The sequence below is a fragment of the Streptomyces sp. CA-294286 genome, assembly GCF_050947155.1.
Taxonomy (GTDB): Bacteria; Actinomycetota; Actinomycetes; order Streptomycetales; family Streptomycetaceae; genus Streptomyces.
In genome coordinates this window covers 2777225-2795880 of record NZ_CP192005.1, presented here as the reverse complement: position 1 = coordinate 2795880, position 18656 = coordinate 2777225, and the positions used below count along the sequence as shown (strand labels likewise).

The window sequence follows — 18656 nt, the reverse complement described above, 5'->3', positions numbered from 1 at the left end:
ATCCCAGGCTGCGCAGAACCGTTTGTCCACAGGGTGGCACCGCCTGTAGCCAAACTGCATCCACGACCGAACAATCGGTAGGTGAGGCACACCACACCGTGGCGTGCTGGTGACCGCTCCGCACCGCTCCCACGAGGAGGTGTTCGTCGTGACGATTCAAGAGATGCCGGGCAGCACGGCCTACCGGCCCAGTCCGCCGCCGGCCTGGAAGCCCCGCACCGACCCCGCCCCGCTGCTCCCCGACCCCGAGCCGTACCGGGTCCTGGGCACCGAGGCGGCCGCCCGGGTCGACCCCGCCCTGATGCGCACGCTGTACGCGGAGCTGGTGCGCGGCCGCAGGTACAACGCGCAGGCCACCGCCCTCACCCGGCAGGGCAGGCTCGCCGTCTACCCGTCCAGCACGGGCCAGGAGGCCTGCGAGGTGGCCGCCGCGGCCGTACTGAAGGAGCAGGACTGGCTGTTCCCCTCGTACCGAGACACCCTCGCCGCCGTGGCGCGCGGCCTGGACCCGGTGCAGGCGCTGACGCTGCTGCGCGGCGACTGGCACACGGGGTACGACCCGCGCGAGGTGCGGATAGCTCCGCTGTGCACTCCGCTCGCCACCCAGCTTCCGCACGCGGTGGGCCTCGCGCACGCCGCCCGGCTGAAGGGCGACGACGTGGTGGCGCTCGCCATGGTCGGCGACGGCGGCACCAGCGAGGGCGACTTCCACGAGGCGTTGAACTTCGCCGCCGTCTGGCAGGCCCCGGTCGTCTTCCTCGTGCAGAACAACGGCTTCGCGATCTCCGTGCCGCTCGCCAAGCAGACCGCCGCTCCCTCCCTCGCCCACAAGGCCGTCGGGTACGGCATGCCGGGCCGGCTGGTCGACGGGAACGACGTGGCCGCGATGCACGAGGTACTGACCGAGGCGGTGGAGCGCGCCCGGCGCGGCGGCGGACCGACGCTGATCGAAGCCGTGACGTACCGCATGGAGGCCCACACCAACGCCGACGACGCGACCCGCTACCGGGTCGACGCCGAGGTCGAGGCCTGGCGCGACCACGACCCGATCGTCCTCCTGGAGCGGGAGCTGACGGAGCGCGGCATGCTCGACGACGACGGCGTGCGCGCGGCGAGGGAGGCCGCGGAGGCGATGGCAGCGGACCTGCGGGCGCGGATGAACGCGGACCCGGTGCTCGACCCGATGGAGCTCTTCGCGCAGGTGTACACCGAGAGGACCGCTCAACTGCGCGAGCAGGAGGCCCAGTTGCGGGCCGAGCTGGAAGCTGAGGCGGAGCGATGAGCAGCACCACCGTGGCCCCGGGGCGAAAGGCCGCGGCAAAGCCCGCGAGCATGGCGCAGGCCCTCCAGCGGGCCATGCGCGACGCCATGGCCGAGGACCCGACGGTGCACGTCATGGGTGAGGACGTCGGCGCGCTCGGCGGCGTCTTCCGGATCACCGACGGGCTGGTCAAGGAGTTCGGCGAGGACCGCTGCACGGACACCCCGCTCGCCGAGGCCGGGATACTCGGGGCGGCCGTCGGCATGGCGATGTACGGGCTGCGGCCGGTCGTGGAGATGCAGTTCGACGCGTTCGCCTATCCGGCGTTCGAGCAGCTCGCCAGCCATGTCGCCAAGATGCGCAACCGCACGCGTGGCGCGCTTCCGATGCCGCTGACGATCCGCATCCCCTACGGCGGCGGCATCGGCGGCGTCGAGCACCACAGCGACTCCTCCGAGGCGTACTACATGGCGACCCCGGGGCTGCACGTCGTCACCCCGGCGACCGTCCAGGACGCCTACGGGATGCTGCGCGAAGCCATCGCCTCCGACGACCCGGTCGTCTTCCTGGAGCCCAAGCGGCTGTACTGGTCGAAGGCGGACTGGTCGCCGGACGCCCCGGCGGCCGTCGAGCCGATAGGACGGGCGGTCGTCCGCCGTCCCGGCCGCAGCGCCACGCTGATCACCTACGGCCCCTCCCTGCCGGTGTGCCTGGAGGCCGCCGAGGCGGCCACGGCCGAGGGCTGGGACCTGGAGGTCCTCGACCTGCGGTCCCTGGTGCCGTTCGACGACGAGACGGTCGCCGCGTCCGTACGGCGGACCGGGCGCGCGGTCGTCGTCCACGAGTCCACCGGCTTCGGCGGCCCCGGCGGCGAGATCGCCGCCCGGGTCACCGAGCGCTGTTTCCACCACCTGGAGGCGCCGGTGCTGCGTGTCGCCGGGCTGGACGTGCCCTACCCGCCGCCGATGCTGGAGCGCCACCACCTGCCGGGTGTGGACCGGGTGCTCGACGCGGTCGCGCGGCTTCAGTGGGAGGTCTGAGATGCCACAGGTGCTGGAGTTCAAGCTCCCCGACCTCGGCGAAGGGCTGACCGAGGCGGAGATCGTGCGCTGGCTGGTGGAGGTGGGCGACGTCGTCGCCGTCGACCAGCCGGTGGTGGAGGTCGAGACGGCGAAGGCGATGGTCGAGGTGCCGTGCCCGTACGGGGGCGTGGTCACGGCTCGCTTCGGCGAGGAGGGTACGGAACTGCCCGTCGGAGCAGCGCTGTTGACGGTGGCCGTGGGCGCGGGCGCCATCGACGCCGAGGGCCCGGGAGGCAGCGGCGCGGCGGAGGGGGCCGCGACCGGGGCCGAGGGCGACGGTGACTCCGGGTCGGGGAATGTCCTGGTCGGCTACGGCACCACGGCTCCGGCGGCACGCCGCCGCCGGGTACGGATCGACCACATGAGCACCTCCGCGGGTCCCCTCGGGGGGACGCCCGCCCCCGACGGCCGCGTGCCCGTGCCCGCTTCGGCGTCGACGCCCGCTCGTCCTGCCTCCCTGCCTGCGTCGGCGTCCGCCGCTCCGGCCTCCGCCCCGGCACCCGGCGGGCGTACCTCCGCTGCCGCGCCGACGCCCGACGGCCGAGCGGCCGCGTCTGCCGGGCCTGTGCCGGTCATCTCGCCATTGGTGCGGCGGCTGGCACGCGAGAACGGCCTCGATCTGCGGCAGCTGGACGGGTCGGGCCCGGACGGGCTGATCCTCCGCAGCGACGTGGAGCGGGCGATGCGGCCGCCGGAGCCGAAGGCCGAGCCCGCTGCCGCAGCCGTCCCGGCCGCGACCGCCACGCGCGTCCCGCTCAAGGGCGTACGCGGCGCCGTCGCCGACAAGCTGTCCCGCAGCCGCCGCGAGATACCCGACGCCACCTGCTGGGTGGATGCCGACGCGACCGCACTGATGGCCGCCAGGGCCGCGATGAACAGTGTGGGCGGCACCCCCAAGGTGTCCGTGCTGGCGCTGCTCGCCCGGATCTGCACGGCGGCTCTCGCCCGCTTCCCGGAACTCAACTCCACCGTCGACACCGAGGCCCGCGAAGTGGTGCGGCTGCCCGAGGTGCACCTCGGCTTCGCCGCACAGACCGAGCGCGGCCTGGTCGTCCCGGTGGTGCGCGACGCCCACACCCGGAACGTGGAGTCGCTGGGCGAGGCACTGGTCGAGCTGACCGAGGCCGCCCGGACGGGCAGACTCACCCCGGCCCAGCTCACCGGCGGCACCTTCACGCTCAACAACTACGGCGTGTTCGGCGTCGACGGCTCCACGCCGATCATCAACCACCCGGAGGCGGCGATGCTCGGCGTCGGCCGCATCGTGCCCAAACCCTGGGTGCACGAAGGGGAATTGGCAGTACGTCAGGTGGTGCAGCTCTCGCTGACCTTCGACCACCGGGTCTGCGACGGCGGCACGGCGGGCGGTTTCCTGCGGTACGTCGCCGACTGCGTGGAACATCCGGAGCTGCTGCTGCGCACGCTCTGACGGATGAGGGGGTACGGCCCGCCACCCGGTAGAGCGGGCCGTACATACTTTCCCCATGAGCGCCATGAGTACTGCCGCGTATGACGCCGTCGTGCTGTCCGGTGGGGCCGGGCGGCGGCTCGGCGGGGTGGACAAGGCCGCTGTGCGGATCGGCGGCAGGACTCTCCTCAACCGGGTTCTGGCGGCCTGTGCCGACGCCACGACCACCGTGGTCGTCGGCGGCCGGCACGCCACCGCGCGGCCGGTGACCTGGGCGCGGGAGGATCCGCCCGGTGGAGGGCCGCTGGCCGCGCTCGACGCCGGAGTGCGGGAGACGCGCGCCGACCGCATCGTGGTCCTCTCGGTCGACCTGCCGTTCGTGGACGCGGCGACGGTGAGCGCTCTCGTACGGACCCTGGAACGCGGGCCGGGCGAGAGGCGGGACGGCGGGCAGGACGCGCGCGGCCCGGAAGGCGCGCTGCTGGTCGACGCCGACGGGCGCGACCAGCCGCTCGTCGCCGTCTACCGGACGGAAGCCCTGCGCCGGGAACTGGCCCTGCTCGCGACGGAGTACGGCTCCCTGAACGGGCTGCCCCTGCGCCTGCTCACCGCCGAGCTCGCCCTCGCCCGGGTCACCGGGGCCGCCCCGCGGGCCTCCTTCGACTGCGACACCTGGGAGGACATCGCAACGGCCCGCGCCCGCATCAGGGAGCATGGGCATGTGCTGGATGAATGGATCACCGCAGTCAAGGACGAACTCGGTGTCGAGCTCGACGTCGACACCACCCTCCTCCTCGACCTCGCCCGCGACGCCGCGCACGGCGTCGCCCGGCCCGCCGCCCCCCTCACCACGTTCCTGGTCGGGTACGCGGCGGGACGGGCAGCCGGCCAGGGCCCCCAGGCCGTCGCCGAAGCCGTCCGCAAGGCCGCTGCCCTCGCCGAGCGCTGGGTGGCGGAAACACAGACGGGGCCGCAGCCGGACAAGCAGGCGGCACCGGTGCCGGGAGAGCAGGCCGGGCCGGTGCCCGGGACGCAGCCGGGATCACCGGCGGACACACAGGCGTCCTCGCCGGAGGGCCGGGCATGAACGACTCCGAGAACGACATCGACGGGATCGAGCAGGCCCTCGCCCTGGTGAACCGCGAGCAGCCCGCCGTGCCCGCACCGGGTGCAGCACCGGCCGCTTCGCCCACTCCCGCCGACGGCCCCGCCGAAACCGCCGCGCGGCCCGCGCCGGACGCTCCGGCCGGGCACGCGGAGGCCGGTCCGACCTCCGCTCCCGGCGCCCACCCCACGGCCACCCCCTGGGCCGAGGCACGCGCCGAGGCAGGCCGGGCCGGGCGTGCCGTGCCGGCCCGCCCTCGCCGGGCCCCCCTGGTCCAGGCGCTCGGTCAGGTCCTCGCCGAGCCGCTGACCGCACTCACCGACCTGCCGTCCTTCGACACCTCCGCCATGGACGGCTGGGCCGTCGCCGGCCCCGGCCCGTGGGCGTACCGACAGGGCACGGGCATCCTCGCCGGACGGGCCGCCCCCGCCCCCCTCTCCGACGGCGAGGCGGTACGGATCGCCACCGGAGCCCGGGTGCCCGCCGACACGACCGCCGTGATCCGCAGCGAGCACGCCCACACGGACGAGGCGAAGCTGCGGCTGCACGCCCGACGGGAGGTCACCCCGGGTCAGGACATCCGTCCGCGCGGCCAGGAATGCCGCACCGGCGACCGGTTGCTGCCCGCGGGATCCACGGTGACCCCGGCTGTGCTCGGACTGGCCGCCGCCGCCGGGTACGACGTCCTGTCGACGATTGCCCGCCCCACGGTCGAGGTGCTGGTCCTGGGCGACGAGTTGCTGACCGAGGGCCTCCCGCACGACGGCATGGTCCGCGACGCGCTCGGCCCGCTGCTCGCACCCTGGCTGCGCGCGCTCGGTGCCGAAGTCCTCGACACCCGATGCCTGGGCGACGACCCGCAGGCCCTGCGCAAGGCAGTACTCGGCACCGAGGCCGACGTGGTCGTCACCACCGGGGGCACCGCCGCCGGGCCGGTCGACCACGTCCACCCGTTCCTTGCGGCAGCAGGCGCCGAACTCCTCGTCGACGGAGTCGACGTGCGCCCCGGTCACCCCATGCTGCTGGCCCGTCTCGCTCCCGACACCCATCTCGTGGGCCTGCCCGGCAATCCGCTCGCCGCGGTGTCCGGCCTGCTGACCCTGGCCGAGCCGCTGCTGCGGGGGCTCGCCCACCGCCCCGCCCCGGAGCCCTACCGGGCGCCCGTCCGCGACGCGATCCCCGGCCACCCCGTCTCCACCCGTCTCGTGCCCGTCACCCACCGCACCGACCCCCGTACCGGCGTCGAGCATTCCGTACCGCTGCACTACAACGGTCCCGCGATGCTGCGCGGCATCGCGGCGGCCGACGGGCTGGCCGTAGTACCGCCCGGTGGCGCACGGGCCGGGGACGAGCTGGAGATTCTCGACCTGCCCTGGGCAGAAGGGTGTTTCACGTGAAACAGCCCGCTCTCCCGTTGTCGCACGTGAAACGCCCGCCCGCACGGAAGGATGTTTCACGTGAAACTACCCGGTGACGACGCAATGGCCAGAGCCGCCGAGGAGCATCTGACCGCCGCCCCGGTGAAGTTGCCGAAGCAGGTGCTCGAACGCCCACTGCGGCAGGTCGGCAAGCGTCTGCTGATGGCAATGCTGGTGCTGCTGACGACGGTGCTCCTCGTCTGGTTCGACCGCAACGGCTACCACGACAACTCCGACGGCAGCGTGGATCTCCTCGACGCCGTCTACTACTCGACCGTCACCCTCTCCACCACGGGCTACGGCGACATCGTCCCCTACAGCGACGGCGCACGGCTCAGCAATGTGCTGCTCGTGACGCCGTTGCGCGTCCTCTTCCTGATCATCCTGGTCGGCACCACTCTCGAAGTCCTCACCGAACGGACGAGGGAAGAGTTCCGACTGAACCGCTGGAGGTCCCAGTTGCGCGACCACACCGTCGTCATCGGTTACGGCACCAAGGGCCGGTCCGCGATGCAGACCCTCTTCGCGACCGGACTGAAGAAGGAACAGATCGTCGTGGTCGACCCGAGCGCCAAGGTCGTCGAGACCGCGAACGCAGAGGGACTGACCGGGGTGATCGGCGACGCGACGCGCAGCGACGTGCTGCTGCGGGCGGAGCTCCAGCGGGCGCGGCAGATCGTCATCGCCACCCAGCGCGACGACACGGCGGTTCTGGTCACCCTCACCGCCCGTCAGCTCAACCGCGGCGCGAAGATCGTCGCAGCGGTCCGTGAGGAGGAGAACGCGCCGCTGCTGCGGCAGTCCGGAGCGGACGCCGTGATCACCAGCGCGAGCGCGGCGGGCCGCCTGCTCGGTCTTTCGGTGCTCAGCCCGAGCGCGGGCACGGTGATGGAGGACCTGATCCAGCAGGGCAGCGGCCTCGACCTGATCGAGCGGCCGGTCATAAAGAGCGAGGTCGGCAAGAGCGTCCGGGAGACCGAAGACCTGGTGGTCAACGTCCTGCGCGGGCACCGGCTGCTCGGCTACGACGATCCGGCGGCCAGCCCGCTCCAGTCCACCGACCGGGTGATCGCGATCGCACGGGTGTCGACGGGGGGCCCCGACGGGGGCCACAGCGTACGGGTGACCTCGGCGGAATAGTGCTTCGGGGCCCGTTGTGTGAGCCTTCGGGGTGCCCTTCGCAAGGGTCTTCGGACTGATCACAGGTACCGGGGGTAGCGTCGAGTCCATGCATGCGATCACGATCCCTGAACCCGGTGGCCCCGAGGCACTCGTCTGGGCGGAGGTCCCCGACCCCGTTCCGGACGAGGGAGAGGTCCTCGTCGAGGTTGCCGCGAGCGCCGTCAACCGTGCCGACCTGCTCCAGCGACAGGGCTTCTACGACCCGCCGCCGGGCGCGTCCCGCTATCCCGGCCTGGAGTGCTCGGGACGGATCGTCGCGGTGGGCGCCGGCGTCCACGGCTGGGCGGTCGGGGACGAGGTGTGCGCCCTGCTCACGGGCGGCGGGTACGCGCAGAAGGTCGCCGTCCCGGCCGGACAGCTGCTGCCCGTACCCGAGGGCGTGGACCTGGTGACGGCGGCGGCGCTGCCCGAGGTGACCGCCACGGTCTGGTCGAACGTCTTCATGATCGCCCACCTGCGTCCGGGGGAGACGCTCCTCGTGCACGGCGGTGCCAGCGGCATCGGCACCATGGCCATTCAGCTCGCCAAGGCCGTCGGGGCCCGTGTCGCGGTCACGGCCGGCGGACCGGAGAAGCTGGCGCGCTGTGCCGAACTGGGCGCCGACGTCCTCATCGACTACCGCGAACAGGACTTCGTGCAGGAGGTGCGCAAGGCCACCGAAGGCAAGGGCGCGGACGTCATCCTCGACATCATCGGCGCCAAGTACCTGGACCAGAACGTGAAGGCGCTCGCCACCAACGGTCGTCTCGCGATCATCGGTCTCCAGGGCGGCGTGAAGGGCGAGCTGAACCTCAACGCCCTGCTGCGCAAGCGGGCCGCGATCACGGCGACGTCGCTGCGGGCCCGGCCGGCGGGGGAGAAGGCGGCGATCGTCGCGGCGGTGCGCGAGCACGTGTGGCCGCTCATCGCCGCCGGCCGGGTGCGCCCGGTGGTCGACCGGGTCTTCCCCGTGGACCAGGCGTCCGAGGCGCACAAGGCGCTGGACGAGGGCAGCCACATCGGCAAGGTCCTGCTCGCCGTGGGCTGACCGCCGAGGAGCCGCTGACCGTGCGCCGATCGCCCCGAAGGGTCGCGGGGGAACAGGCCGCCCGGGGGGAAGCAGGCGGACCGGCGGAGAGACAGGCAGCTCGGCGGGAAACCGGTGGCCCGGCGGAAAAACTGACGGTTCGACGGGAAGACAGGCGGCTCGGGTCCCTCCGTGCACACGGAGGGACCCGAGCCGTCTGTGCACGGCTCACCGACGAGGCTGCCGCGCGACGCGACCTACAGGTACGGTCCGCCCGTGCGGGCCGCGGGCCCGTGGCCGCCTTCCTCGTCGTCCTCGTGGGATGCGCCCGGCGGCAGCGCCCGGCGCATCTGCTCCAGCTGGGCGCGTGCCGCCATCTGCTGGGCGAACAGCGCGGTCTGAATGCCGTGGAAGAGCCCTTCGAGCCACCCCACCAACTGGGCCTGCGCGATCCGCAGTTCCGCCTCGGAGGGAATGGCCTCCTCGGTGAAAGGCAGCGAGAGGCGTTCCAGTTCCTCGACGAGCTCGGGGGCGAGCCCGTCCTCCAGCTCCTTCACGGAGCTGGCGTGAATGTCCTTGAGCCGCACCCGGCTCGCCTCGTCCAGAGGGGCCGCGCGGACCTCCTCCAGGAGTTGCTTGATCATGCTGCCGATCCGCATGACCTTCGCGGGCTGTTCGACCATGTCTGTCACTGGCACCTCGCGCGACTCGTCGTCACCGCCGCCGAGCGCCATTTGGTCCTGCCCGACGACCAGGATCTTGGGGCTCTCCTGCGACCGTTCACTCCTCGGCATCTCCATGCCGCCATTGTCTCGTACACCTGCTTCACCACGGGGTGTGCCCCCGTACAAAGGTGATCCACCTTCATACGGGGGCACAGGTTGCGCCAAGTGCCGACTCAGGCCTCCGCACGCCGGGCGAGCGCGCCCCGGGAGCGGGTGACCAGTGCCGCGAGGAGTGCCGCGCCGACCGGTACGGCGATCACGAGCGCGCCCAGGGTCTCCCACGGGATCACGATGGGGATCTCCGTGGTGCTCATGCCGTCCCCCCAGCCCTGGTCGATGCTCTCCTGGCGGAGGGACGCGTCGGCCCGCCGCTGGTTGAGCAGGAGACCGATCGAGGGCAGGACACCTGCCGCCGAGCCGAGGACCACACCCATCAGGGCGACCGTCCCGCACTGGAACCCGCTGAGGGCGCGACGTACCCGCGGGGGTGCGCCGACCGCAGTGAGGGTCTTCAGATCGGGTTCGGCGTCGGCCTGGGCGAGACCGGTGGCGATGCCCGCGGCACCGATCGTGACCAGTCCGGCGAACACCGTCAGGGCGAGCAGCACGATGCCGGTGCTGCCGGAGTACCCGGACTCGATGTACGGCGTCGTGGTGAGGCCGATCTTGTCGAACGCGCCGTTCAGGGACTGGGTCTGTTCGGTGCTGGGCAGCGCGGACGTCGAGAAGACCAGGCCGTAGGGCACCGTGGTGAACCCGGCGGCCTTGGCGGCGGCCGGGGGCACGAGGAGCTGGATGCCGTACGGCTTGACGCTCTCGGGCGCCAGGTGGGCCGGCAGGTAGGTGACCTTTCCGGGCGCCTCCTTGCCGGCGGTCAGCGCCGCTTCGGCCTTCTTGTGATCGGTGACGACCTTGATGCCGACCTTGCCGGCGTTGTTCTTGTCGAAGTGGGCGCGTTCGAAGGAGACGGTCCTGCCCTGCTTGACGGCGTTCACGACACCCGGGTCGGTGATTTTGAGAACCTTCAGGATCTTCTCGTCCCCGACGGTCACCCCGCCGACGCCGGGCGCGTTTCCGGTGAACTCCATGGTGCAGCGCCAGTCCTCGGCCAGCGCCCGCCGTTCCTCGACGGAGAACCGCTCTCTCGGGTCACTGGCCGCGGCACCGCCCTCGTGGAGGGGACAGCGGTTGGCCTTCGGTATCTGGACCTCGTACTGTCCGCACTTGGCGTCGTCGCTGTACGGGGTGCACTTCTTGTCCCCCACGACGATGCGCTGGACTTCGGCGAGGACGTCGAGCGGCAGGTTCGCCTGCACGGCGGACCGCATGGCGTTCACATCGCGTCCGCCCGCCTCGTCGGCGGTGGCGGACCCGACCCCGTACGGGAGCATCTCCTGGTAGTCGGCACGCTGCTTGGCGTCGGTGCTGGCGGTGTACGTGGCGACCGCGACGGTGCCCGCGACGGCGGCCAGTACCGCGGCGACGGCGGGCGCCGTGCGTCCCCTGTTGCGTACCGCGTCGCGCAGGGCGAGCCGCGGCGAGAGCGGCAACCGGCCGCCGAGCCGCCCGAACAGACCGACGAGAACCGGGGTCAGGGCCACCACTCCGAGCTCGGCGAGAGCGCTGCCGCCCGCGACGAGGAGGAAGCTGTCGCTGGCCACGGCCCCGTACAGGGCGATGGCCGCGCCGAGCGCGACGGCGACCAGACCGACGACCGGAAGCACCCGGTTGGCCTTGCGGACTCCGCGCCGCCCGGTCAGAGAGGCCAGGACGGGCTGGCGGGAGGCCGTGACGGCGGGCACGATCGCCGCCATCAGTCCGGTGAGCACGGCGAGCAGGGCGATGCCGAACAGTTCCAGCGGGCGCAGCTCGAAGGCACCGAACCGCTGACCGAGGTACCCCTCCAGGACGGGCTGGAGCGCCAGCGTCAGGGCGATTCCGAGTACCGTGCCGACGACGGCGGCGGCGACGCCGATGACCAGCCCGCCGGACAGCACGATGGCCCGGATGTGGCGGCGGTCGCCGCCGTTGGCACCTACCAGGCCGAGCTGGCGGCGGGAACGGCGGGCGCCCACGGCGAAGGCCGGGCCGGCCAGCAGACAGATCTCCAGGAGGGCGAGACCGACGACGGTGGCGGCTGCCGCCAGCGCGCCGGCCGATCCGCCGGAGCTGTCACGCGATGCGCTGTGCTGGTAGTACGGGACCTCGGAGTCGGCGGGCGGGTTCAGGGCGACCGCACGGGAGAGCACGGCGACGCCCTTGGAGTTGACCTCCTTGACCATGTTCCACGTGAAACCTTCGCCGCCGCCCAGGCCGACCAGGTAGCTCGTCTCGCCACCCGTGGGCGAAAGGCCCTGCCCGAGGAGGGACTTGTTCAGCGGGCCGAGGAAGGTGCCGGGCAGTGCGTTGATCTGGTCGAGTTTCAGCTCGTCGGGCAGCTCGTAGGCGCCGACGATGGTGAACTCGGTGTCCAGCGAGCGCGGTGTGACCTTGTCCCCGACGGAAAGGCCACCCGCTTCCAGGAAATGGTGGGTCGCGGCGATCTCGTCGGCCTTCTCGGGGAAGCGGCCCTCGCCGAGGACCATCAGGCCCTTCGCCAGCGGGTCGGTGGCCTTCAGCTCGCGTACCTCGGTCTGGAGGAGCCCGTGCTGGGTGCGGAGCGGGGTGTGTCCCTTCGTGTCGGCGAGGGTTTTCGTCCCTGCTGGAAGCGCCTTCGCGAGGTCCGCGCGGCCCTCGGGAGAGGGCTTGCTGTGGTAGGCGTCCCAGCCGCCGAGGGGCTGCCAGTTGTCGTTGCCCGGGGTGCCGAGGTGAGGGTTCTGCTCGATGGGCGCGCCGCCCGTCCCGCTGTCGGTCAGCAGCGCGTCGGCTGCGCCGAGCCGGCGGTCCATCCGGTCGGCGACGCTCAGTTCGGCGCTGCGCAGGGTGACGTCGACGGCGCTCACGCCGAGGATGGGCAGCGCGATCATGGAGAGGACCAGGAGGCTGCGGCCCTTGGAGCGCCAGGCGTCGCGGCGGGCGATGCGGATGGCCGCGAGCCAGGAGTGGTACCAACCGGTCACTTGACGCCCGCCTGACCGGCGGCGTCGGGGCCGCCGACGGCGAGCAGTGACTCGGCTCCGGATCGCATGGTCTCGTCGACCACGGAGCCGTCACGCAGGAAGACCACGCGGTCGGCCCAGGCCGCGAAGCGCGGCTCGTGGGTGACGAGGATGCCGGCCGCGCCCGCCTCGCAGCGCGCGCGCAACAGGGCGAGGACGGATTCGCCGGTCTCGGAGTCCAGAGCACCGGTCGGTTCGTCCGCGAGCACCAGCCGACGGTCGCCGACCAGGGCGCGGGCGATCGCCACCCGCTGCTGCTGACCACCGGACATCTCGTCCGGGAAGCGATCGGCGAGGTGCCCGAGGTCCATTTCCTCCAGGGCGGCGAGTGCGGAGACGCGGGCCTTGCGGGCGGAGACGCCGTCGAGCTCGCGGGGCAGGGAGACGTTCTCGGCGGCGGTCAGCGCCGGGATGAGGTTGTAGTCCTGGAAGACGTAGCCGATGCTCCGGCGGCGCAGGGCGGCGAGTTGCTTGCGGCTGGCCCGGGTGATGTCGGTGCCCTCGACGACGACCCGCCCCGAGGTGGGGCTGTCGAGGCCGCCCGCGATGGTGAGCAGCGTCGACTTGCCGGAGCCGGAGGGGCCCATGACCGCGACGAGTTCACCGGGCAGGACGGACAGGTTCACGCCGCGCAGCGCGTGCACCTCGGTGGCGCCGCTGCCGTGCACGCGAGTCAGCTGCTCCAGTTGCAGCACAGGCTGAGTCCGAGGTGGCTGGTGGGGCTGATGTGACTGCTGGGGCAGATGTGACTGGTCGGGCATGAGCGTGGTTCCCCCCTGGGAAGGCTGCGCGGCAAGGGACGCCGGGCAGCGGTCGTACGGAAGCGGTGGTCGTACGGAAGGCGGCCGTCGTGAAGCGGCGGTCGTCGTGGGACTGCTGTGGCAGTGCGGGCAGGCGACCGCACGGGAGCGGGGCCGTGTCCGCGAGAAGGGCTCAGTGCCGGCCGAAGCGGGCAGCGGCACTCCTCGGTTTCCGGCTGCCCGCCGAGACGGCAGGAGCGGTCGACGGGTCGGAAGGTCCGGCCTGTGGCGGCGTCGCTCCCCGCGCGGCCGAGGCGGAGAGCCGCACCAGCCGGGACTCGGAGTGGTCGAGCCACCGGGCCTCGGCCTCGGTCTGGAAGATCAGCTGTTCCAGGACGAGCAGCCAGGCCATGTCGTCGCGCCCCCGGTGGGTCTCCTGGCCGGCTCCGGACTCGACGGCGATCAACGCTTGCGCCTTGAGCCGCGTGTAGTCCTGCATCGCCTTCAGGGTCGCGTGCCGCTGGGCCTGGATGACGGCCCGGATGTCGACGCCCGGCGCGCCGATGGCCATGGCGAGCTTGATGGCGAGCTCGTCGCGGGGCGGGCTGGTGCGGTCGACAGGGCGCTCGAACCACTGGTGCAGTTCCGCGCGGCCCGCGTCGGTGATCGCGTACAGCGGGTGGCCCGCGTCGTCGTCGCCGTTGGGGGCGACCATGCCGTCACGTTCCAGTCGGCTGAGGGTCGTGTAGACCTGCCCGACGTTCAGCGGCCAGGTGGCACCCGTACGGGACTCGAACTCGGTGCGCAACTGGGAGCCGTAGCGGGGGCCCTGTTCCAGGAGGGCCAGAAGGCCGTGGCGGATCGACATACTGAGTATGTATACCCGGTATGGCGGGCGTGGCAAGTGCGAGGGGTGGTGCCGGAGCCCTTCGGGGAGGCTCTGGTGGGTGCGGAAGGCATCGGGCGCGGGTCTCAGCCCGTTCGGCGCAGGCGGAGCGCGAGGAAGCCCAGCCCCAGGCCCACCAGGGCGATTCCGGCGCCCAGGGGAAGCGGCCGGATGTCGAAGGTGCGGGGCGGTGGCACCGCCATCGGCTGGTCCGACGTGTGCGGGTGGGGCGACGGGCGGGTCGCGTGCGGGGTGGCCGGAGCGGACGGACGGGCCTTCGGCGGGCGGTGTACGGGCGGGGCCTGCGGGACGGAGATACGAAGAGGAAATACCTCTTCGGGGTCGGGCGCCCGTCCCGGCCTGGTCCGTCCGACTCCTGCCAGGCGCCCCGCGAACTGCTCGGAGGAGGGATCGGCGAGGCGCTGACCCGCGCCGCGCGGGCTGGGCGGGGCGGGCGGGGCCGCCGGGCCGGAAAGGCCGGTCGGGGCGGGTGAGGCGACCGGGTCGCGGGAACGGATCAGGTCGGGAGAGCCGAAAGAAACGGGCGGGGCGATGGAGCCGGGCGAACCCGTCCGGCCGCGGCTGTCCGACCCCTGGGCGCCCGGCGCGCGGCCGACCGGCCCGAGCGAGGTGTGCGCTCCTGCGGAGCCGGCCGGAGCGATGAACCCGGCCGGAGCGACGAACGCGTCCGGAGCAGCGAACCCGCCCGGAGTGGAGCCCGCCGCGTGGGCCGGGAGGCCGCACCACCACAGGGTTGCCGCCAGCGCGGCCGCGAACTGTGCACGGAGCCTTGGAGCCATGGGGCGACCGCCTCCCGTCCGGTAGCGCCGAGCCTGCCGGAATCAGCGTCACACACCGCGACAAAACGGGCACTCGGGCCGGTCCGAACGGAAGCGGGAGTCCTCCTTGACGGGCGCGTCGGCCGGCTGCCGTCCTTGACGCGCCGGACTTGCCGGGCTGCGGGTTCGGCGTACCACCCGGCACCACGCCGCGTACGGCTACTGCGGCGGGTTGCCGGTCGAGACCGTCAGCTCAATGGTGGTCTTCTCCGGGTCGATCGCGTACCCCGCGCCCGGGTACTGCTCGATGACCGACTCTTCGCCCCACTGGTTCTCGTCGATCGGCTTCTCCCGGACCTTCCAGCCGGCCTCTCGGAGGCACTCCTTCACGGAACGGACGTTCTTGTAGATGAAGTCGGGCGTCTTGACCTTGGTGGGGTCGAGTTCGTCCTCCTTCGGAACGGTGCATTCCGTGGACTTGATGGTCTTCGACCGGTCCGGGCCCTTGAAGCCGGCCTTCTGCCCCGAGGTCTGATCGGCACCCTCGTTGGCGGGGGGCTTCTCCGTCGGCTGGAGGGCATAGACCACGCCGCCGATCGCGACCAGCGCGATCACGATCGCCCCGATGATCAGCGGCATGCTGTTCTTCTTGGCGGCGGGAACGTGCGTGTGGGGGCCCTGCGCCGCGTGCTGTCCGTAGGGCGTGGGCGGCGGCGTCGAGTAGCCCGGCTGCTGCGGGTATCCGTACGCGCCCTGCACGGGGGGCGTCGGATGGCCGGTCGGCGTCGGGGTGGGGTGCCCGTACGGGCCCGGCGTCGGCGGCAGGTACGGCTGCTGCACGTGGCCCGACGGGACCTGCCCGCTCTGATCGACGGGCGGGAACACCGCGGAGCCGACCCCGGAGCCGCTGGCCTGGGCCGGCCCGCTGCCCGGAACGATGGCCGGGGCGGCGCCCGGCTGAACGGTGGTGAGCACGCGCGCGCACTCGTCGGCCATCGCGGCGGCGCTCGGGAAGCGCTCGTTCGGGTTCTTCTTCAGCGCGCGGGCGACGAGCGCGTCGACGGCCGGCGGGATCGTCCGGTTGATGGAGGACGGGGCGACCGGCTCCTCCTGGACGTGCGCGTACGCGATGGCCAGCGGCGAGTCCGCCTCGAACGGGAGCCGCCCGGTGAGCAGCTGGAACAGCATGATGCCGACCGAGTAGAGGTCGGAGCGGGCGTCCACGCCGCGCCCCAGCGCCTGCTCGGGCGAGAGGTACTGAGGGGTGCCGACGACCATGCCGGTCTGCGTCATCGACGTGACGCCGGACTGCATCGCGCGGGCGATGCCGAAGTCCATGACCTTGACGACGCCGCGCTTGGTCATCATCACGTTGCCGGGCTTGATGTCGCGGTGCACCAGGCCCATCTCGTGGCTGGTCTCCAGCGCCGCCAGCACGTCGGAGGTGATCTTCAGGGCCTTGTCGGCGGGCATCGCGCCGTGACGCTGGATGTCGGCGGCCAGGACCGAACCGAGCGGGTCGCCCTCGACGTACTCCATGACGATGTACGGCATCGGGGCCTCGCCGGCCGCGGCGGAACCGGCGTACAGGACCGTGTCCTCGCCGGTGTCGAAGACCGAGACGATGTTGGGGTGCGAGAGCTTGGCCACAGCCTGTGCCTCGCGCCGGAACCGCTCGCGGAAGGCGGCTTCGCGGCCGAGTTCCGTATGCAATGTCTTGATCGCGACCTGGCGGTCGAGTGCCGAGTCGTACGCCAGGTAGACCGACGCCATGCCGCCCTCGCCGAGGAGGTCGCGGAGCTGGTAGCGACCACCCGCCACCGAGCCGCCCGCGTACCGGCCCTGTGTGCCGTCCTGGCTCATGACTGTGCATCCCCCTCGGCGCGGCGGTTCCGCGTCAGTCCATCGCTGCTTGCCCCTGGAGACAATCCGCGACCGTCCCGCATTACGGGCCAAGTCTGCCCGAGGGCACCGACACGTCAAGCGAGGTGCCCGTTCCGTGACCGTACGCGCAAGGAAGAGTCTCGGAAGCGTTACCCGCGGCGCCTCGAAGGGTGGGTAATTTGCACGGGTACAGGCGCAACGGTTTTGATGGCAGGTCCTTTGGGGAGCAGGGGCCCCTCCTAGGAGGCTGTAGCGTGACGTGGCGGAGAACCATGGGACGACCGCGACGCGCTGCGTGCGCCGACGCGGACAGATGATGACGGCGAGGACTGATGGCACCCGAACCCGAGGACACCGGCGGTGGAGTGTCTGACCTGCCGGAATCGTTCGGTATGGGCGGACTTGTCGGTGATGGCCGCTACCGGCTGACCCACCGTCTCGGTCGCGGCGGCATGGCGGAGGTCTTCGCTGCGGAGGACGTACGGCTCGGCCGCACGGTCGCGGTGAAGCTGCTGCGCTCCGACCTGGCCGAGGACCCGGTCGCCAAGGCCCGCTTCACGCGCGAGGCCCAGTCGGTCGCCGGCCTCAACCACCATGCCGTGGTCGCCGTGTACGACTCGGGTGAGGACCGCATCGGCGGCAACCTCGTCCCGTACATCGTGATGGAGCTCGTCGAGGGCAACACCATCCGCGACCTGCTGCTCAACGCCGAGGCCCCGGGCCCCGAGCAGGCGCTGATCATCGTCTCCGGCGTGCTCGAAGCGCTCGCCTACAGCCACCAGCACGGCATCGTGCACCGCGACATCAAGCCCGCGAACGTGATCATCACGCACAGCGGCGCCGTCAAGGTCATGGACTTCGGCATCGCCCGCGCCCTGCACGGCGTGCAGTCGACGATGACGCAGACCGGCATGGTCATGGGCACCCCCCAGTACCTCTCGCCCGAGCAGGCGCTCGGCAAGGCCGTCGACCACCGCTCCGACCTGTACGCCACGGGCTGCCTGCTGTACGAGCTGCTCGCGCTGCGCCCCCCGTTCATGGGCGAGACGCCGCTCTCGGTGGTCTACCAGCACGTGCAGGACCTCCCCGTCCCGCCCTCCGAGATGTCGGACGTGGCCCCGCCGGAGCTCGACGGCCTGGCCATGCGTGCCCTCGCGAAGGACCCGGACGACCGGTTCCAGAGCGCCGAGGAGATGCGCGGGCTGGTCCAGTACGGCCTTCAGATGCTTCAGCAGCAGGGCAGCCACACCGGCACCTGGAACACCGGCCCCGTCGTCATGCACGAGTCCGGCTACACCCCGGCGCACGGCACCGCCGCCACCGCCGCCATGGGCCACCCGCAGCACAGCGACACCTCGCAGTTCCGGCAGGGCGGCGCGATGCTCCCGCCCGGCAACCCGCACGACGGGTCTTCCTACGACGAGGGCTACGACGACCGCCGCCCCGGGCGCGGCAAGGTGTGGATCTTCGCGATCCTCGCACTCCTGGCGATCGCGGCCGGCGTCGTCTACGCGACGACGCGGGGCACCCCGCCCGACAAGCCGAAGCCGAACGAGACGAGCGTGTCCAGCACGCCGTCGCCCACGGACGGCAGCACCCCCTCGCCCACCGGGGACGACGAGACTCCCGGTGACGGCGGCGAGGACACCGGCAACGGCTCCTCGACCGGCAACAGCTCGACCGGCGGGAACCCCGTGCCCCCGCCACCGGTGAGGAAGCCCTCGAAGACCCCGACCACGGAGCCCACCAAGGTACCGACCGGCGACCCCACCGGCCCCGGCGGAACTCCCGGCGGCACCCCCGGCGGCGGTGTCGCTGACGGCGGCGCGGCTCCCGGCGGCGCGGGTGACGGGGGTGCGGCTCCCGGCGGTGCGGCCCCCGGCGGTGCTGCTCCCGGCGGCGCGGGTGACGGGGGTGCGGCTCCCGGCGGCGCGGCTCCCGGCGGTGCTGCTCCCGGCGGCGCGGGCGACGGGGGCGCTGCTCCCGGCGGTGCGGCCCCCGGCGGTGCCGGTGACGGTGGCGCTGTGGAGGGCGCGGCAACCTGACCGGCCCGCCCGCCGGACGGCCGGGCCGCGGACGGCC

14 protein-coding genes are annotated in these 18656 nt (G+C 72.5%); 8 read left to right on the top strand and 6 right to left on the bottom strand.

Annotated elements, in window-relative coordinates:
* Nucleotides 1–148: 148 nt before the first annotated feature.
* From pdhA to ACQPZG_RS17135, 7 genes are all read left to right on the top strand, one after another.
* The gene (gene pdhA, locus ACQPZG_RS17165; protein ID WP_433546629.1) at nt 149–1282 is read left to right on the top strand and encodes a pyruvate dehydrogenase (acetyl-transferring) E1 component subunit alpha; all 1134 of its coding nucleotides are present in this window, start codon (nt 149–151) and stop codon (nt 1280–1282) included.
* Complete coding sequence (locus ACQPZG_RS17160; RefSeq protein ID WP_433546628.1) at nt 1279–2301, top strand: alpha-ketoacid dehydrogenase subunit beta; 1023 nt, start codon at nt 1279–1281, stop codon at nt 2299–2301. Before pdhA ends, ACQPZG_RS17160 begins: the two co-directional genes overlap by 4 nt.
* A 1-nt stretch (nt 2302) precedes the next feature.
* Nucleotides 2303–3772, top strand: coding sequence for a dihydrolipoamide acetyltransferase family protein (locus ACQPZG_RS17155; RefSeq protein WP_433546627.1), 1470 nt, complete (start codon nt 2303–2305; stop codon nt 3770–3772).
* Nucleotides 3773–3827: 55 nt separating this feature from the next.
* Nucleotides 3828–4838, top strand: coding sequence for a DUF6457 domain-containing protein (locus tag ACQPZG_RS17150; RefSeq protein ID WP_433546626.1), 1011 nt, complete (start codon nt 3828–3830; stop codon nt 4836–4838).
* Nucleotides 4835–6253: a molybdopterin molybdotransferase MoeA gene (locus tag ACQPZG_RS17145; protein WP_433546625.1), complete on the top strand. Its 1419-nt coding sequence runs from the start codon at nt 4835–4837 to the stop codon at nt 6251–6253. Before ACQPZG_RS17150 ends, ACQPZG_RS17145 begins: the two co-directional genes overlap by 4 nt.
* A 51-nt stretch (nt 6254–6304) precedes the next feature.
* Nucleotides 6305–7414, top strand: coding sequence for a potassium channel family protein (locus ACQPZG_RS17140; protein ID WP_433546624.1), 1110 nt, complete (start codon nt 6305–6307; stop codon nt 7412–7414).
* 88 nt (nt 7415–7502) lie between these two features.
* Nucleotides 7503–8483 (top strand): NAD(P)H-quinone oxidoreductase, encoded by a 981-nt coding sequence (locus tag ACQPZG_RS17135; protein WP_433546623.1) that lies wholly within the window; start codon nt 7503–7505, stop codon nt 8481–8483.
* Nucleotides 8484–8719: 236 nt separating this feature from the next.
* Here the strand turns inward: ACQPZG_RS17135 and ACQPZG_RS17130 are convergent, their stop codons facing one another.
* The 6 genes from ACQPZG_RS17130 to ACQPZG_RS17105 form a co-directional block, all read right to left on the bottom strand.
* Nucleotides 8720–9262 carry a bacterial proteasome activator family protein gene (locus tag ACQPZG_RS17130; RefSeq protein WP_433546622.1) on the bottom strand — a complete coding sequence of 181 codons (543 nt, stop codon included), beginning with the start codon at nt 9260–9262 and terminating at the stop codon, nt 8720–8722.
* Between the two features lie 98 nt (nt 9263–9360).
* The gene (locus ACQPZG_RS17125) at nt 9361–12246 is read right to left on the bottom strand and encodes an FtsX-like permease family protein (RefSeq protein ID WP_433546621.1); all 2886 of its coding nucleotides are present in this window, start codon (nt 12244–12246) and stop codon (nt 9361–9363) included.
* Entirely contained in the window at nt 12243–13046 is an 804-nt protein-coding gene (locus ACQPZG_RS17120) for an ABC transporter ATP-binding protein (RefSeq protein WP_433546620.1), read from the bottom strand. The genes ACQPZG_RS17125 and ACQPZG_RS17120 overlap by 4 nt, the downstream gene beginning before the upstream one ends.
* A gap of 172 nt (nt 13047–13218) precedes the next feature.
* Nucleotides 13219–13893: a PadR family transcriptional regulator gene (locus tag ACQPZG_RS17115; protein ID WP_433546619.1), complete on the bottom strand. Its 675-nt coding sequence runs from the start codon at nt 13891–13893 to the stop codon at nt 13219–13221.
* A 104-nt stretch (nt 13894–13997) separates the two neighbouring features.
* Nucleotides 13998–14711 carry a hypothetical protein gene (locus tag ACQPZG_RS17110; protein WP_433546618.1) on the bottom strand — a complete coding sequence of 238 codons (714 nt, stop codon included), beginning with the start codon at nt 14709–14711 and terminating at the stop codon, nt 13998–14000.
* A 198-nt stretch (nt 14712–14909) separates the two neighbouring features.
* On the bottom strand, nt 14910–16553 hold the full coding sequence (locus tag ACQPZG_RS17105; protein ID WP_433546617.1) for a protein kinase domain-containing protein: 1644 nt from the start codon (nt 16551–16553) through the stop codon (nt 14910–14912).
* Between the two features lie 353 nt (nt 16554–16906).
* Here ACQPZG_RS17105 and ACQPZG_RS17100 point away from each other — a divergent pair, with 353 nt between their 5' ends.
* Nucleotides 16907–18619: a protein kinase domain-containing protein gene (locus tag ACQPZG_RS17100; RefSeq protein WP_433546616.1), complete on the top strand. Its 1713-nt coding sequence runs from the start codon at nt 16907–16909 to the stop codon at nt 18617–18619.
* Nucleotides 18620–18656: the final 37 nt, after the last annotated feature.

Excerpts from the sequence above, each read along its gene's own strand:
- ACQPZG_RS17160 (WP_433546628.1), top strand. The coding sequence starts at position 1,279 with ATGAGCAGCACCACCGTGGCCCCGGGGCGAAAGGCCGCGGCAAAGCCC.
- ACQPZG_RS17155 (WP_433546627.1), top strand. The coding sequence starts at position 2,303 with ATGCCACAGGTGCTGGAGTTCAAGCTCCCCGACCTCGGCGAAGGGCTG.
- ACQPZG_RS17150 (WP_433546626.1), top strand. The coding sequence starts at position 3,828 with ATGAGCGCCATGAGTACTGCCGCGTATGACGCCGTCGTGCTGTCCGGT.
- ACQPZG_RS17145 (WP_433546625.1), top strand. The coding sequence starts at position 4,835 with ATGAACGACTCCGAGAACGACATCGACGGGATCGAGCAGGCCCTCGCC.
- ACQPZG_RS17140 (WP_433546624.1), top strand. The coding sequence starts at position 6,305 with ATGTTTCACGTGAAACTACCCGGTGACGACGCAATGGCCAGAGCCGCC.
- ACQPZG_RS17135 (WP_433546623.1), top strand. The coding sequence starts at position 7,503 with ATGCATGCGATCACGATCCCTGAACCCGGTGGCCCCGAGGCACTCGTC.
- ACQPZG_RS17130 (WP_433546622.1), bottom strand. The coding sequence starts at position 9,262 with ATGGAGATGCCGAGGAGTGAACGGTCGCAGGAGAGCCCCAAGATCCTG.
- ACQPZG_RS17120 (WP_433546620.1), bottom strand. The coding sequence starts at position 13,046 with ATGCCCGACCAGTCACATCTGCCCCAGCAGTCACATCAGCCCCACCAG.
- ACQPZG_RS17115 (WP_433546619.1), bottom strand. The coding sequence starts at position 13,893 with ATGTCGATCCGCCACGGCCTTCTGGCCCTCCTGGAACAGGGCCCCCGC.
- ACQPZG_RS17110 (WP_433546618.1), bottom strand. The coding sequence starts at position 14,711 with ATGGCTCCAAGGCTCCGTGCACAGTTCGCGGCCGCGCTGGCGGCAACC.
- ACQPZG_RS17105 (WP_433546617.1), bottom strand. The coding sequence starts at position 16,553 with ATGAGCCAGGACGGCACACAGGGCCGGTACGCGGGCGGCTCGGTGGCG.
- ACQPZG_RS17100 (WP_433546616.1), top strand. The coding sequence starts at position 16,907 with ATGGCACCCGAACCCGAGGACACCGGCGGTGGAGTGTCTGACCTGCCG.